12 protein-coding genes are annotated in these 15465 nt (G+C 70.4%); 9 read left to right on the top strand and 3 right to left on the bottom strand.

Annotated features, from left to right (window positions below; all coding sequences use genetic code 11):
• Positions 1 to 15 precede the first annotated feature (15 nt).
• The 6 genes from AB0G20_RS27390 (at position 16) to AB0G20_RS27365 (ending at position 7810) form a co-directional block, all read left to right on the top strand.
• Complete coding sequence (locus AB0G20_RS27390) at positions 16 to 2862, top strand: DEAD/DEAH box helicase (RefSeq protein ID WP_361306787.1); 2847 nt, start codon at positions 16 to 18, stop codon at positions 2860 to 2862.
• 326 nt (positions 2863 to 3188) lie between these two features.
• A complete protein-coding gene (locus tag AB0G20_RS27385) occupies positions 3189 to 4829 on the top strand; it encodes an ATP-binding protein (RefSeq protein WP_361306786.1) in 1641 nt (546 codons plus the stop codon).
• Positions 4826 to 5233, top strand: a complete 408-nt coding sequence (locus tag AB0G20_RS27380; RefSeq protein WP_248507409.1) for a roadblock/LC7 domain-containing protein — start codon at positions 4826 to 4828, stop codon at positions 5231 to 5233. Before AB0G20_RS27385 ends, AB0G20_RS27380 begins: the two co-directional genes overlap by 4 nt.
• Entirely contained in the window at positions 5230 to 5628 is a 399-nt protein-coding gene (locus AB0G20_RS27375) for a DUF742 domain-containing protein (protein WP_361306785.1), read from the top strand. Before AB0G20_RS27380 ends, AB0G20_RS27375 begins: the two co-directional genes overlap by 4 nt.
• Positions 5609 to 6229 carry an ATP/GTP-binding protein gene (locus tag AB0G20_RS27370; protein WP_361306784.1) on the top strand — a complete coding sequence of 207 codons (621 nt, stop codon included), beginning with the start codon at positions 5609 to 5611 and terminating at the stop codon, positions 6227 to 6229. Before AB0G20_RS27375 ends, AB0G20_RS27370 begins: the two co-directional genes overlap by 20 nt.
• Before the next feature lie 66 nt (positions 6230 to 6295).
• Complete coding sequence (locus AB0G20_RS27365; RefSeq protein ID WP_361306783.1) at positions 6296 to 7810, top strand: cytochrome P450; 1515 nt, start codon at positions 6296 to 6298, stop codon at positions 7808 to 7810.
• Here the strand turns inward: AB0G20_RS27365 and AB0G20_RS27360 are convergent.
• Positions 7804 to 8787 carry an RluA family pseudouridine synthase gene (locus tag AB0G20_RS27360; protein WP_361306782.1) on the bottom strand — a complete coding sequence of 328 codons (984 nt, stop codon included), beginning with the start codon at positions 8785 to 8787 and terminating at the stop codon, positions 7804 to 7806. The genes AB0G20_RS27365 and AB0G20_RS27360 overlap by 7 nt on opposite strands.
• An 80-nt stretch (positions 8788 to 8867) precedes the next feature.
• On the opposite strand from AB0G20_RS27360, the gene AB0G20_RS27355 reads away from it, so the two are divergent.
• Positions 8868 to 9449, top strand: coding sequence for a GNAT family N-acetyltransferase (locus AB0G20_RS27355; protein WP_361306781.1), 582 nt, complete (start codon positions 8868 to 8870; stop codon positions 9447 to 9449).
• Between the two features lie 42 nt (positions 9450 to 9491).
• On the opposite strand, the gene AB0G20_RS27350 is transcribed toward AB0G20_RS27355, so the two are convergent.
• Together AB0G20_RS27350 and AB0G20_RS27345 are read right to left on the bottom strand one after the other, a co-directional pair.
• Positions 9492 to 10334: a siderophore-interacting protein gene (locus AB0G20_RS27350; protein ID WP_361306780.1), complete on the bottom strand. Its 843-nt coding sequence runs from the start codon at positions 10332 to 10334 to the stop codon at positions 9492 to 9494.
• Between the two features lie 79 nt (positions 10335 to 10413).
• Entirely contained in the window at positions 10414 to 11343 is a 930-nt protein-coding gene (locus tag AB0G20_RS27345) for a 5'-3' exonuclease (RefSeq protein WP_361306886.1), read from the bottom strand.
• A 197-nt stretch (positions 11344 to 11540) separates the two neighbouring features.
• On the opposite strand from AB0G20_RS27345, the gene AB0G20_RS27340 reads away from it, so the two are divergent.
• Together AB0G20_RS27340 and AB0G20_RS27335 are read left to right on the top strand one after the other, a co-directional pair.
• A complete protein-coding gene (locus AB0G20_RS27340; RefSeq protein ID WP_361306779.1) occupies positions 11541 to 12632 on the top strand; it encodes a glycine betaine/L-proline ABC transporter ATP-binding protein in 1092 nt (363 codons plus the stop codon).
• Positions 12625 to 15240: an ABC transporter permease/substrate binding protein gene (locus tag AB0G20_RS27335; RefSeq protein WP_361306778.1), complete on the top strand. Its 2616-nt coding sequence runs from the start codon at positions 12625 to 12627 to the stop codon at positions 15238 to 15240. Before AB0G20_RS27340 ends, AB0G20_RS27335 begins: the two co-directional genes overlap by 8 nt.
• Positions 15241 to 15465 lie beyond the last annotated feature (225 nt).

The following is a 15465-nucleotide window of genomic DNA, read 5'->3' as shown; positions in this document are numbered from 1 at the left end:
CAACGGATCCGGATAATGATCGTCCTGTTGTCAGTGCGGCCCGGTACGCTCGAAAGCACGATGACAGAGGACCTCTCACCGGCCGAGCGGTACGCGGCAGCCCGCAAGCGTGCTGTCGAGCAGGCCACCGCGCTCGCCCCCTTCCGCGAGATGTACGACTTCGGCCTCGACCCCTTCCAGATCGAGGCCTGCCAGGCGCTCGAGGCGGGCAAGGGTGTCCTGGTCGCCGCACCCACCGGTTCGGGCAAGACGATCGTCGGCGAGTTCGCCGTCCACCTCGCTCTCCAGCAGGGCAAGAAGTGCTTCTACACGACCCCCATCAAGGCGCTGTCGAACCAGAAGTACGCCGATCTGTGCCGCCGTTACGGCACGGACAAGGTGGGCCTGCTCACCGGCGACAACAGCGTCAACTCCGACGCCCCGGTGGTCGTGATGACCACCGAGGTGCTGCGGAACATGCTGTACGCCGGGTCGCAGACCCTGCTGGGCCTCGGCTACGTGGTCATGGACGAGGTGCACTACCTCTCCGACCGGTTCCGGGGCGCCGTGTGGGAAGAAGTGATCATTCACCTTCCCGAGTCGGTCACGCTCGTCTCGCTCTCGGCGACGGTGTCGAACGCCGAGGAGTTCGGCGACTGGCTGGACACGGTCCGCGGCGACACCGAGGTGATCGTCTCCGAGCACCGGCCCGTGCCGCTGTTCCAGCACGTGCTGGCGGGGCGGCGGATGTACGACCTGTTCGAGGAGGGCGAGGGCCACAAGAAGGCCGTCAACCCCGACCTCACGCGCATGGCGCGCATGGAGGCGAGCCGGCCGTCGTACCAGGACCGCCGGCGCGGTCGGATGCGCGAGGCCGACCGCGAGCGCGACCGCAGGCAGCGGTCCCGGGTGTGGACGCCGAGCCGGCCCGAGGTCATCGAGCGGCTCGACGCCGAGGGGCTGCTGCCCGCCATCACCTTCATCTTCAGCCGCGCCGCCTGCGAGGCCGCCGTCCAGCAGTGCCTGTACGCCGGTCTCAGGCTCAACGACGAGGAGGCGCGCGAGCGGGTCCGCACCCTGGTCCAGGAGCGCACGGCGTCCATCCCGCGGGAGGATCTGCACGTCCTCGGCTACTACGAGTGGCTCGAGGGCCTGGAGCGCGGCATCGCCGCCCACCACGCGGGCATGCTCCCGACCTTCAAGGAGGTCGTCGAGGAACTGTTCGTGCGCGGCCTGGTCAAGGCCGTGTTCGCGACCGAGACCCTCGCCCTCGGCATCAACATGCCCGCCCGCTCGGTGGTGCTGGAGAAGCTCGTCAAGTGGAACGGCGAGCAGCACGCGGACATCACCCCGGGCGAGTTCACCCAGCTGACGGGCCGTGCCGGGCGGCGCGGCATCGACGTCGAGGGCCACGCCGTGGTGCTCTGGCAGCGCGGTATGAGCCCCGAGCACCTCGCGGGCCTGGCCGGCACGCGCACGTACCCGCTGCGCTCCAGCTTCAAGCCGTCGTACAACATGGCGGTCAACCTGGTCGAGCAGTTCGGGCGGCACCGCTCGCGCGAGCTGCTGGAGACGTCTTTCGCGCAGTTCCAGGCGGACAAGTCGGTCGTCGGCATCTCGCGGCAGGTGCAGCGCAACGAGGAAGGGCTGGAGGGCTACAAGGCCTCCATGACCTGCCACCTCGGCGACTTCGAGGAGTACGCGCGACTGCGCCGCGAACTGAAGGACCGGGAGAACGAGATCGCCCGGCAGGGCGCGGCAGAGCGGCGCGCGGAGGCCGCCGTCGCGCTGGAGAAGCTCAAGCCCGGTGACGTCATCCACGTGCCCACCGGCAAGTACGCGGGCCTGGCGCTGGTCCTGGACCCGGGCCTGCCGGCGGGCCGTTCGAACGGCCACCGCGGCTTCGAGCACCACGACGGGCCGCGCCCGCTGGTGCTGACCGCCGAGCGGCAGGTGAAGCGGCTGGCGTCCATGGACTTCCCGGTACCGGTCGAGCCGCTGGAGCGGATGCGGATCCCGAAGTCCTTCAACCCCCGCTCCCCGCAGTCCCGTCGGGATCTCGCGTCGGCGCTGCGCACCAAGGCCGGGCACATCCCGGCCGAGCGGCACCGCAAGCGGCGCTCCCAGGCGGCCGACGACCGTGAGATCGCCCGGCTGCGAACCGCGCTCCGCGCGCACCCCTGCCACGGCTGCAACGACCGTGAGGACCACGCCCGTTGGGCCGAGCGGTACCACCGGCTGCTGCGCGACACCTCGCAGCTGGAGCGGCGGATCGAGGGCCGTACGAACACGATCGCCCGGACGTTCGACCGCATCGTGGCGCTGCTGACCGAGCTGGACTACCTGCGCGCCGACGAGGTCACCGAGCACGGCAAGCGGCTCGCGCGGCTCTACGGCGAGCTGGACCTGCTCGCCAGCGAGTGTCTGCGCGAGGGCGTCTGGGAGGGCCTCGGCCCGGCCGAACTGGCCGGGTGCGTCTCGGCGTTGGTGTTCGAGTCGCGGGTCGCGGACGACGCGATGGCCCCGAAGGTGCCGTCCGGGAAGGCCAAGGCCGCACTGGGCGAGATGGTGCGGATCTGGGGGCGGCTGGACGCGCTGGAGGAGGAGTTCCGGATCACCCAGACCGAGGGCGTCGGGCAGCGCGAGCCCGATCTCGGCTTCGCCTGGGCCGCGTACGAGTGGGCCTCCGGGAAGGGGCTCGACGAGGTGCTGCGCGAGGCGGAGATGCCGGCGGGGGACTTCGTGCGGTGGTGCAAGCAGGTCATCGACGTGCTGGGGCAGATCGCCGCGGCCGCGCCGCAGGGGTCTTCCGTGGTGAAGAACGCGCGCAAGGCCGTCGACCTGTTGCTGCGAGGAGTGGTCGCCTACTCGTCGGTGGGGTGAGGCACCCCCCGGAACAGCGTTGTACTGAAGCCCATTCACTCGTCACGGTGAATGGGCTTTCGTATGCCCGTACGACGCTACGTACAGTATTCGAACGGTGTCGCAGCGTGTAAACGACTGAGCGTACTATCCCTTCGCGTCCGGTTTCCGGCAGTTGCTGAATATGACACGGCGATGATCCGGTCGGACTAAGCTCGCCCGCAGCGCACCGGCTTGAGATGAATTCGTGCGCTTGTTCCCCAATGTGCGGAAGATCCCGACAGTTTCATGACATACCCCCCTGCAAGTCCCCCCGAACCTCAGTCGACTCCTGTCAGAAGGCCCACATGGTGAGTGTTCAATCCCCTCCAGGTCGCCGTGAACTTCCCTACGCGCGCGTGCTCTTGCTGCCGGCCATAGTCATGGCCGCGGCGACCGGAGCCGCCGTCGCCCTGGTGACGGAGCCGGCCCGGGGCGCCGTCGGCTGGTGCGGCGGCATCGCCACGGCACTGGTCCTCGCGACGGCGGCCGAGGCGGTGCGCCGCGGCCGCGCGCTGCGCAACCAGCGTGCCGAGCACGCCCAGCACAGTGCGCATCTGGAACAGCGGATCGCCGCCCACGAGAACGAACTGGTCGGCTTTTCGAGGGAGATCGTCCCCGCCGCACTCGATCTGCTGCGCACCGGAGAATCCCCCCGGGAGGTGATCCGCAAGCTCGGCCTCGTCGACCCCGCGTTCCGCAACCTCCCCGCCCCGCAGGCCGAGACGCTGCTGACGGTCCTCAAGATCGTCGACCGCGAAGTGACCATGCGCGACGCCGCCGCGCGCTCCTTCGTCAGTGTCGCCCGGCGCGTCCAGGCGATCATCCACCAGCAGGCCGAGGAACTCCGGGAGATGGAGGAGGACCACGGCCGCAACCCGGAGGTCTTCGACGACCTGCTGCGCATCGACCACGGCAACGCCCTGATCGGCCGCCTGGCCGACTCCGTCTCCGTCCTCGGCGGCGGCCGCCCCGGACGGCAGTGGCCCGAGCCGGTGTCCCTGTACAGCACCCTGCGCGGCGCCATGTCCCGCATCCTGGAGTACCGGCGCATCCAGCTGTCCTCCATCGCCAAGGTCAGCGTCAAGGGCATCTACGTCGAACCGGTCATCCACGCCGCCGCCGAGCTCCTCGACAACGCCACGCGCTACTCGCCGCCCCAGACCAAGGTGCACGTCACCGCCACCGAGGTGCAGACCGGCGTCTGCATCGAGATCGAGGACGGCGGTGTCAACCTCAACGAGGAGGCACGCGCCCGGATCGAGGGCATGCTGGAGGCCGCCAAGGCCGGAGTCGACCTGCAGGACATCGGCGAGCACCCGCGCCTGGGACTGGCCGTGGTGGGCCGCCTCTGCACGGCGTACAACATGCAGGTCTCGCTGCGCGCCTCCGCGTACGGCGGCGTCCGGGCCATCCTCATCGTGCCGAGCGAGATGATCACCCACGAGCCCGGTGTCGGACTCGCCCACGGCATCGGCGCCACCGGCATCCCCATGACGGTCGGCATCCCCGAGGGCCCGAAGCGCGCGCCCAAGAGGCGACGCCCCACCAGCCCGAAGATCCCCGCCACGGTCTCCCTGGAGGACGACGACGTCCCCGAGGTCACCGAGTGGACCGCGAACGGCCTGCCGCAGCGCCGCAGCAGGGTGAAGATGCCGCTCGCCGAGCGCCTCGCCCAGCAGGCCGCCAACGAGAAGGCCGACCGGGAGGCCGCCGAGCGGGGCGAGTACAACCCCTGGGCGACCGCGGAGCCCGAGCCGGCGCCCCTGCTCGACATGAACGCCCCCGACGCACCCGGCAAGGGTCTCGAGGCCTTCTGGGAGGGGCTCAAGCAGGGCATCGAACCGGGCACGCACCCGACCGACTTCATTCAGAACCCGACCAAGTACCTGCACCTGATCAACGACCCGGCCCCCATCGAGGCCGACGACGAGGGGGACCTCAAGTGATCCAGCAACGGGGCAACTTCGACTGGATGCTCAAGCAGCTCGCCGACGGCGTGCCGGGCATCGAGATGATCGTGGTGCTCTCGGCCGACGGTCTGCGCATCGCCCGCTACGGCGGGGAGCCCGACGCGGCCGACCGGGTCGCCGCGGCCTGCGCCGGCCTGCAGTCCCTCGCGGGCAGCATCTGCCAGGAACTCACCGTCGGCGACGGCGAGATGAAGCTCGTCATGATCGAGATCGACCGCGGTTACTTCTATCTGATGAAGGCCGGAGCCAACGCCTTCCTCGCGGTGCTCTCCGACGTGCGGTGCGAACCCGGCCGGATGAGCGCGATGATGCGCGACCTGGTCGTCCGGATCGGCGGTCATCTCACCAGTCCGCCCCGGCGGAACGGGCAGATCGTATGACCCCTCCCCAACGCCAGAGGCGCGACCTCGCTTCGGAACCGCCCACGCCCAAGGAGGGTGAGGGCAAGCCCGGCAACCCGGAGCGGATGTACGTGGTGGCCGGCCCGGACGGTGAACGCGCCGAGCTCGACCTGGTGACGTTAATCGTGGCGCGTGCCACGGACCCGCCGCCCTCCGCCTCTCCCGAGCAGGCGGCGCTGCTCCGACTCTGCGCCGCCCCCCTGTCCGTGGCCGAGCTGTCGGCCTACCTCCACCTGCCGTTCAGCGCGATGGGCGTGCTGCTCACCGAGTTGCTGACGGCGCAACTGGTGCAGGCGCGCGCCCCGATCGTCCGCAAGGCGCGCTCCGACCGTTCCCTCCTCGAAGCGGTGATGAATGGACTTCAACGGCTCTGACACCATCCCGGGCCCCCGGGCCGAGGACCAGCTGCCCCACACGGCACAGGCCGCGGCCAAGATCGTGATCGTGGGTGGCTTCGGCGTCGGCAAGACGACCATGGTCGGGTCGGTCAGCGAGATCACACCGCTGACCACCGAGGAGACCATGACGCAGGCCGGCATCGGTGTCGACGACAACTTCGGCTCCGCGTCCAAGACGGCCACCACCGTCGCCATGGACTTCGGCCGGATCAGCATCACCGACCAGCTCGTGCTCTACCTCTTCGGCACGCCCGGCCAGCAGCGCTTCTGGTTCCTGTGGAACGGCCTGTTCGAGGGCGCGCTCGGCGCGGTGGTGCTGGTCGACACCCGGCGGCTGGAGGTCAGCTTCGACGTCATGGGGCGCCTGGAGGAGCGCGGCGTGCCGTTCGTGGTGGCCATCAACTCCTTCCCCGACGCCCCTCGTTACGCCGTCGAGGAGCTGCGCACGGCCCTCGACCTCACGCCGGACATCCCGATCATCGAGTGCGACGCGCGGCGGCGGGCCTCCAGCCGCGACGTCCTGATGACCCTCATGCGCTTCCTGCACTCCCTCGCCATGACCGGCTCACTCACCTGATCCGCACCGCCCGCCCCACACCTCCCCCCATACACCTGGAACCACCTCAGTTTCGGAGCGATTCCTGTGACGCCTGAATCCCACGCCCCGACCAGTACGGACGACCTCCGGCCCGGCCCGCCCCCCGGCTGCCCCGCGCACGGCCTCGGGCCCGGGGGGCTGCACCGGCTGCACGAGGCGGAGGACCTGGGAGCGCTGTACGAGCAACTGCGGGACCAGCACGGTCCCGTGGCGCCCGTGCTGCTCCACGACGACGTGCCGATGTGGATCGTCCTCGGCCACGCCGAGAACCTGCACATGGTGCGCTCGCCCTCGCAGTACTGCCGGGACAGCCGTATCTGGACCCCGCTCAGGGAGGGCCTCGTCAAGCCCGACCACCCGCTGATGCCGCACATCGCCTGGCAGCCCATCGCCTCGCACGCCGAGGGCGACGAGCACAAGCGGCTGCGCGGCGCGGTCATGGGTGCCATCTCCACCATCGACTTCCGCAGCCTGCGCCGCTACATCAACCGCAGCACGCAGGTGATCGTCAACCGGTTCTGCGAGGCGGGCGAGGCGGACCTCGTCAGCCAGTTCACCGAGCATCTGCCGATGGCGGTGATGTGCGAGATCCTCGGCATGCCCGACGAGTACGACGACCGGCTCGTCGAGGCCGCCCGCGACGCGCTCAAGGGCACCGAGACCGCGATCGCCAGCCACTCCTACGTCATGGAGGCCCTGGGCCGGCTCACGGCCATCCGCCGCGCCCAGCCGGAGGAGGACCTCGCCAGCTACCTGATCACGCACCCGGCCCGGCTGAGCGACGACGAGGTCAGGGAGCACCTGCGCCTGGTCCTCTTCGCCGCCTACGAGGCCACCACCAACCTGCTGTCGAACGTGCTGCTCACGGTGCTGATCGACCCGCGCTTCCGGGCCCAGCTCAACGGCGGCCAGATGACGGTGCCGGAGGCGGTGGAGCAGTCGCTGTGGAACGAGCCGCCGTTCAGCACGGTCTTCGCCTACTTCGCCAAGCAGGAGACCGAGCTGGGCGGGCAGCGCATCCGCCGGGGCGACGGGCTGCTCTTCGCGCCGCTCCCGGCCAACGTCGACCCGCGGGTGCGGCCGGACCTGAAGGCCAGCATGCAGGGCAACCGCTCCCACCTCGCCTTCGGCGGCGGCCCGCACGAGTGCCCCGGGCAGGACATCGGCCGCTCCATCGCCGACGTGGGCGTCGACGCGCTGCTGATGCGGTTGCCGGACGTCGAACTCGACTGCGACGAGGAGGAGTTGCGCTGGACGGCGTCCATCGCCTCCCGGCACCTGGTGGAACTGCCGGTGCAGTTCGCGCCCAAGCCGCCGCAGGACGTGCAGGAGGTGCCGCACCACAAGCCGGTCGCCGCGCAGCGCTCGGACTGGCAGATCGGCATCGCGCAGCCGCAAGCGGCACCGGCCGCGGCGCAGCCCCAGCCGGTCGCCGCGCAGCCCCAACCCGCTCAGGTGCAGCCGCAGCCGGTCTCGGTGCAGCCGCAGCCGGCCGTCGCGGAACCGCCCCGCCGCAAGGGCGTCTGGCAGCGGTTCCTGAGCTGGTGGCGCGGCTACTGACCGTCCGGCGGGCGGTCGTACGTCCCGGCGGCCCACCGGTCGTACGACGCCCAGGCCGCGAGCACCCGGCCGCTGCGGAACCGGTGCTCCTCGCCCGTGACCGGGTCGGTGAACTCCAGGCACCGCGCCTGCAGTTGGAGCGGGCGGCGGAAGTCACCGGCCGGCACGGCGGCGGTCACCTCCGGGTAGAGCGGGTCGCCGAGGATCGGCACGCCCAGCGCGGACATGTGGACGCGCAGCTGGTGCGTCTGCCCGGTGGCGGGCGAGAGCCGGTACCGGGCGAGCCGGCCGGGGCGGTCGCGGTGCTCGACGAGCTCGACACGGCTCACGGCGTTGGGCTCGCCCGGCACCTCCCGGGCGGTGAGCACCCCGCGCTCCTTCACGATCCGGCTGCGGACCGTCCGGGGCAGGGCGAGGGCGGGGTCGTACGGTGCGACGGCCTCGTACTCCTTGCGGACCCGGCGGTCGCGGAACAGCGTCTGGTACGCGCCGCGCTCCTCGGGGCGCACGGTGAACAGCACGAGTCCCGCGGTGAGCCGGTCCAGCCGGTGGGCGGCGGTGAGCGCCGGGAGGTCCAGCTCGCGGCGGAGCCGGGCCAGCGCGGTCTCGGCGACATGGCTGCCGCGCGGGGTGGTGGCGAGGAAGTGCGGCTTGTCGGCGACGACGATGTGCTCGTCCCGGTGCACGACCTCCACCGGGAAGGGCACCGGCACCTCGTCGGGCAGGTCCCGGTGGAACCACACGAACATCCCGGGCACGAAGGGGGCGTCCGCCGCGACGGGCCGTCCGTCCGCCCCGACGATCCGGCCCGCGTCGAACATGCCGTCGACGACTCCGGCGCCCGCGCCGGAGAGGCGCTCCACCAGGTGCTCGCGCACCGTGCCCCACGTTCCCGCGGCGGGCAGCCGCACCCGCACCGGGTCCACGCCGTGGCGCTGCGGCAGGGGAGAGGGCGGGGTGGCGGTCTTGCGTCTCATCGCGGCCCAGCGTACGAGGCCGGTGTGCGGGGGAGGAAAACCACTGGGACCGCCCGGCCGGCCCTTGCCAGGATGCGGGCATGCCGTTCCTCATCAGCCCGGTCCTGATCGCCGGGGCCCTCGCAGACCGCCCGCAACCGACTCTCCCCGCCGACGGCGGACTCGTGCTGCGCCCCTGGCGGGCCGGGGACGCGCCCGCGGTGTACGAGGTCTTCCAGGACCCATTGATGCACCAGTGGCACGCCCGGGCCGCCGACTCCGTGGAGGAGGTCGGGGACTGGATCCGCGCGTGGCGTCAGGCGTGGGAGGAGGAGCGGGAGGCGCACTGGGCCGTGGCCGACGCGGAGTCCGGCGTGCTGCTGGGCCGGGTGGCGTTGCGCGAGATACGGCTCGACGACGGCACGGCGGAGGTGGCGTACTGGACCGCTCCGGCAGCCCGGGGGCGGGGTGTCGCCGTCCGCGCCACGACCGCGCTCACCCGCTGGGCCTTCGACGAGACGGGCTTCCACCGCCTGGAACTCCTGCACGCGGTGCGCAACGAGGCCTCGTGCCGCGTCGCCACCAGGACCGGCTTCGAGCTGGAGGGCACCAAGCGCAGCGCGATCCCGCAGCCCGACGGATGGCACGACATGCATCTGCACGCGCGGGTACACGGGGACTGAGCCGGGCCCGCACACCGCTCCGCCGAGGTGAGCAGACCGCCCTCAGGCCGCGGACACGGCTTCCTGCTCCGCCTCGATCCGGGCGTTCCACTCGCGCTTGGAGGCCTGCCAGCCGTCCTCGTTGTGGCCGCGGCGCCAGTAGCCGGAGATCGAGAGGTCCTCGCGCGGGACGTGGCGCTCCACGCGGAGCAGATGGCGCAGCTGCTTGACGAAGTGCGCTTCGCCGTGGACGAAGGCGTGCACGCGGCCCTCGGGGAACTCCAGGTTCCGCACGGCCTCGACCAGCGCCTCACCGCGCGGCCGGGCACCGCGGTGCAGCCAGACGACCTCCACGTCCGAGTCGATCTTCTGCTCCTCCTCGGGGCCGGAGATCTCCACGAAGGCGTACGCCCTGGCCCCGCGCGGCAGCGCCTCCAGGGCACAGGCGATCGCGGGCAACGCGCTCTCGTCACCGACGAGCAGATGCCAGTCGGCGCCCGGGTCCGGCGCGTACGCCCCGCCGGGTCCCATGAAGCGCACGGTCTCGCCCGGGCGGACGCGCATGGCCCACGGGCCGGCCAGGCCCTCGTCACCGTGGATGACGAAGTCCAGCGTCAGTTCGAGGTGCTCGGCGTCCCACTGGCGGACCGTGTAGGTCCGGGTCACCGGCCACTGTTCGCGCGGCAGCTCGTCACGGACGCGCTGCAGGTCGAACGGTTCCGGATAGGTGACGCCAACGGGCGGGAACAGCAGCTTCACATAGTGGTCGGTGCACGCGCCCGCCGCGAAATCGGCGAGGCCCTCGCCGCCGAGCACCACACGCTGCATGTGCGGGGTCAGCCGCTCGGTGCGCACGACCTGCGCGGAGTGGAGCCTGCGCGGCTGGCGTCCCGGTCGCTCTGCCATGAGGACCTCCCTGTCTCGCATAGTTAGGGTTACCTAAGTTAGCACCTCGCCCCCACTTCACACCTCTTTAGGTGAGAGATCACCTCGCGAGCGTCGCCAGCAGGCGCTCCAGCGACCCGCCCAGTCCCCAGCGGGCCGCCAGCGTCTCCAGTGCCGCCGGGTCGCGCGGCGCCCGCGGCAGCGCGGTGGAAACGTCCGGCAGGGGCACGTCGTCCGCGACCCGGACCACCGTCGGTGCGACCGCGAGATAGGGACGCGACTCGTCCAGCCGCCTGCGCTGGGTCGGCGTCAGCTTCGACCCCCGGTCCTCGATCGCCGCCATGATCCCGGCCAGGTCCCCGAACTCGGCCAGCAGCTTGGCGGCCGTTTTCTCTCCGATGCCCGGCACACCCGGCAGGCCGTCGCTGGGGTCGCCGCGCAGCAGGGCCAGATCCGCGTACCCCTTGCCGTCGACCCCATACTTCTCATGCAGCACCGCCTCATCGGTGTGCTGCAGCGTGCCCACACCCTTCAGCGGATACAGCACGCGCACCCCGCGCGCGTCGTCCACGAGCTGGTACAGGTCGCGGTCGCCCGTGACGATGTCGACCGGGCCCTTCGCCTGTGCGGTGAACGTGCCGATCACGTCGTCCGCCTCGTACCCGGCGACGCCCACGCGCGCGATGCCCACCGCGTCCAGCACCGCCTCGATGACCGGGACCTGCGGCGACAGCGTGTCGGGCACCTCCTCCTCGTCCGGGCCCACCGCGTGCTCCTCGGCGACGCGGTGCGCCTTGTAGGACGGGATCAGGTCCACCCGCCACTGCGGCCGCCAGTCGGCGTCCATGCAGGCCACCAGAAGGTCCGGCCGGTGGTCCTTGACCAGGCGGTCGATGAAGTCGAGCAGTCCGCGCACGGCGTTCACCGGCGTGCCGTCCGGGGCCCTGACCGAGTCCGGGACGCCGAAGTAGGCGCGGAAATACAGGGAAGCGGTGTCGAGGAGCATCAGTCGTCCGGTCACGCCACGCATCATGCCGTACCTCGCCGACAGTCACTCGCCGCAGCGCAACGCGTTGCGCTGCGCACGGTTGGTGTGAAGCGCCTCACTTTCGAGTTTGCTCCCGGGGATCGGGGGGAGGCGCCGCCCCGCAGCGAGGCTGGTTGCGCATTTCAACTGTTTGCGCCCTGTCCTCGCTCTGTTCTGTTGCCGTCGAAATAGAGGTGCACGTGTCAGCGACGCTTGAGGCAGAGAGTCTGTACAAGGTGTTCGGCAGGAGACCGGACCGGGCCGTCGAGCGGCTGCGCGACGGCGCCGACCGCGAGGAACTGCGGGCCGAGGGCACGACCGCTGCCGTGATCGACGCGTCCTTCACCGTGGAGCCCGGCCAGATCTTCGTCGTCATGGGCCTGTCCGGCTCCGGCAAGTCCACCCTGCTGCGCATGCTGAACGGCCTGCTCGAACCCACCGCCGGGCACGTGCGCTTCGACGGCCAGGACCTGACCACGCTCGGCGGCCGTGAACTGCGCGAGGTCCGCTCCAAGAAGATCAGCATGGTGTTCCAGCACTTCGCGCTCTTCCCGCACCGCAGCGTGCGCGAGAACGCCGCCTACGGTCTGGAAGTGCAGGGCGTGCCCCGCGCCGAGCGCGCACGCCGCGCCGACGAGGCGCTCGCCCTGTGCGGCCTGGCCGGCTGGGAGAAGTCCTGGCCCGACGAGCTGTCCGGCGGCATGCAGCAGCGCGTCGGCCTGGCCCGCGCGCTCGCCACCGACGCCGACCTGCTGCTGATGGACGAGTCCTTCAGCGCCCTGGACCCGCTGATCCGCCGCGACATGCAGGACCAGCTGCTGGAACTCCAGCAGAAGCTCAAGAAGACCATCGTCTTCATCACCCACGACCTGAACGAGGCCATGCGCCTGGGCGACCGCATCGCCGTCATGCGCGACGGCCGCATCGTCCAGATCGGCACCGCCCAGGACATCCTGCTGCGGCCGGAGAACGACTACGTCGCCTCCTTCACCCAGGACGTCGACCGTTCCCGCGTCCTGACCGCGGGCGAGATCATGGACGCCTCGGTCACCGGTGACGACCCCGGCTGCCACTGCGAGACCGCCACGACCGACACCCCCTTCACGGAGCTGTGCGCGATCAGCGCCCGGCTCTCCCACCCGGTCTCGGTCGTGGACAAGGACAACAAGCAGGTCGGCGTCGTGCCCAGGCAGCGCCTGGTCGGCTTCCTCGGCGACGAGCAGGACGCCACCCCAAAGCCCTGCGACTCCCCGCGGGACAAGGGCGGAGAGAAGGTGACCGCCCGTGCCTAGGATTCAGCTCGGCAGCTGGGTCAACGACGCGGTCGACTGGCTCACCACCCACATGGCGTGGCTGTTCGACTTCTGCAAGACCGTCTTCCTCGGCCTCTACGACGGCATCAACGCCGTCCTCCAGGCCCCCGAACCGCTGCTCCTGGCCGGCATCTTCGCCGTGATCGCCTTCTGGCTGCGCGGCACCCTCGCCGGTGTCCTCACCTTCGCCGGGTTCGCGTTCATCGACTCCCTCGAACTGTGGGAGAACGCGATGATCACCCTGGCGCTCGTCCTCGTGGCGACCGTCATCGCGCTGGTGATCTCCATACCCGTGGGCATCTGGGCGGCCCGCTCGGACCGCGTCAGCGGTCTGGTCCGGCCCGTCCTGGACTTCATGCAGACGCTGCCCGCGATGATCTACCTCATCCCGGCGATCCTCTTCTTCGGCACCGGCGCCCCGGCGGGCATCGTCGCCACCCTGATCTTCGCGCTCGCCCCGGGCGTGCGGATGACCGAGCTGGGCATCCGGCAGGTCGACAAGGAACTGGTCGAGGCGGCCGAGGCGTTCGGCACCTCGCCGCGCAACACCCTGCTGCGCGTCCAGCTGCCGCTCGCCCTGCCCACCGTGATGGCCGGCGTCAACCAGGTCATCATGCTCGGCCTGTCCATGGCCGCGATCGCCGGCATGGTCGGCACCGGCGGCCTCGGCGGCGACGTCAACGAGGCCATCGGCCAGCTCAACGTGGGCCTCGGCTCCGAGGCCGGTGTGGCGATCGTGATCCTCGCGATCTACCTGGACCGCATGACCAGCGCCCTGGGCACCCAGGTCTCCCCGCTCGGCCGCCGTGCCGCCGCCAAGCTGCGCGCCGCCCAGGGGCTGAAGATCTGGTCGTACCGGCCGCGTCCGGCGGTCGCCGTGATCGGCGTCGTCGTCCTCGCGCTCACCGCGGGCGGCATGGGCGTCTTCGGTGGCAACACCGGCACCGAGGCCGTGGCGGACGGCAAGAACGTCGGCCAGGGCAAGAAGATCAGCATCGGCTACATCCCCTGGGACGAGGGCGTCGCCTCCACCTTCCTGTGGAAGGAGATCCTGGAGCAGCGCGGCTACGAGGTCGAGGCCAAGCAGTTCGACGCCGGCCCGCTGTACACCTCCCTCGCCCAGGGCGACATCGACTTCCAGACGGACGCCTGGCTGCCCACGACCCACGCCCAGTACTGGAAGAGGTACGGCAAGCAGCTCGACGACCTCGGCGCCTGGTACGACAAGACGTCCCTGGAGCTCACCGTGCCCTCCTACATGAAGGGCATCGACTCCCTGGAGGACCTCAAGGGCAAGGCCTCCGAGTTCGACGGCAAGATCACCGGCATCGAGTCCAGCGCCGGCGAGATGGCCCTGCTGAAGAGCAAGGTCCTCAAGGAGTACGGCCTCGACAAGGAGTACGAGGTCGTCGACAGCTCCACGCCCGCGATGCTGGCCGAGCTGAAGCGCGCCTACGCCCAGAAGAAGCCGATCGTCACCACCCTCTGGTCGCCGCACTGGGCGTACAACGACTACGACCTCAAGAAGCTCAAGGACCCGAAGGGCGCCTGGGGCGAGGGCGACGGCGTGCACACCCTGTCCCGCAAGGGCTTCGCCGACGACGACCCGACGGTCGCGAAGTGGCTGAAGAACTTCACGATGACCGAGAAGCAGCTCACCAGCCTCGAGGCCGAGATCAACAAGGCGGGCAAGGGCAACCAGCAGGACGCCGTCCGCGCCTGGCTGAAGCAGAACCCCGGCGTCGTGGACAAGCTCGCCCCGGTGCAGAACTCCGGCGGCAGCACGCCCGCCGAGGCCAAGCAGCCCCTGGACGTCGCCTGGTTCCCCTGGGACGAGGACATCGCCGTCACCTACCTGTGGAAGAACGTCCTGGAGCGGCGCGGTTACGAGCTGAACCTGAAGCAGATGGACGTCGGCCCGGTCTACACGGGTCTGGCCTCGGGCGATCTGGACCTCAACTTCGACGCCTGGCTGCCCTACGCCCAGAAGAACTACTGGGACAAGAACAAGGACCGGCTCAAGGACCTCGGCACCTGGTACGAACCGACCTCCCTGGAGATCGCCGTACCGTCCTATGTGAAGGGCGTCGACTCCTTGGAGGACCTCAAGGGCAAGTCCGGCACCTTCAAGGGGAAGATCATCGGCATCGAGCCGGGCACCGGCGAGATGGATCTGCTGAAGAACAAGGTCCTGCCCGGCTACGGCCTGGACGAGGAGTACGAGGTCGTCGACGGCTCCACGCCCGCGATGCTGGCCGAGCTGAAGCGCGCGTACGCCAAGAAGGAGCCGATCGCCGTCACCCTCTGGTCGCCGCACTGGGCCTACAGCGACTACGAGCTGACCAAGCTGAAGGACCCCAAGAAGGCCTTCGGCGAGGGCAACACGATCCGCACCATCTCCCACGAGAAGTTCCCCGAGCAGTACCCGCAGCTCACGAAGTGGATCAAGAACTTCAAGATGAGCGAGGGCGAGCTCGGCAGCCTGGAGAGTGAGATCAAGGACCGCGGCCAGGGGCATGAGGAAGAGGCCGTGGCCGAGTGGCTCCAGCAGCACCCGGACATGGTGCAGCGCATGACACCGCAGTAGGGTTCCGGGTGGGACGCGCGACACGCCGCGTCCCACCCCGCCCGGTCCCACGAACCGGATCCGGACAACCACAGAGCGCTACGCCACCCCCTGAACCCCATCTCCCCGCCTGTTCCTCCGCAGGAGGACGGCCTGCCCCGCCCCCTTCGGCGGGGGATCCCCTGGCGCGAAGTGTGAGGTCGTGCACCGTCCCGTATGACGTCGATGTGACGGGCGCATGAAACG

This window comes from Streptomyces sp. NPDC024017, from assembly GCF_040638895.1.
Taxonomy (GTDB): domain Bacteria; phylum Actinomycetota; class Actinomycetes; order Streptomycetales; family Streptomycetaceae; genus Streptomyces.
This window is presented reverse-complemented; position numbering and strand designations above follow the sequence as displayed.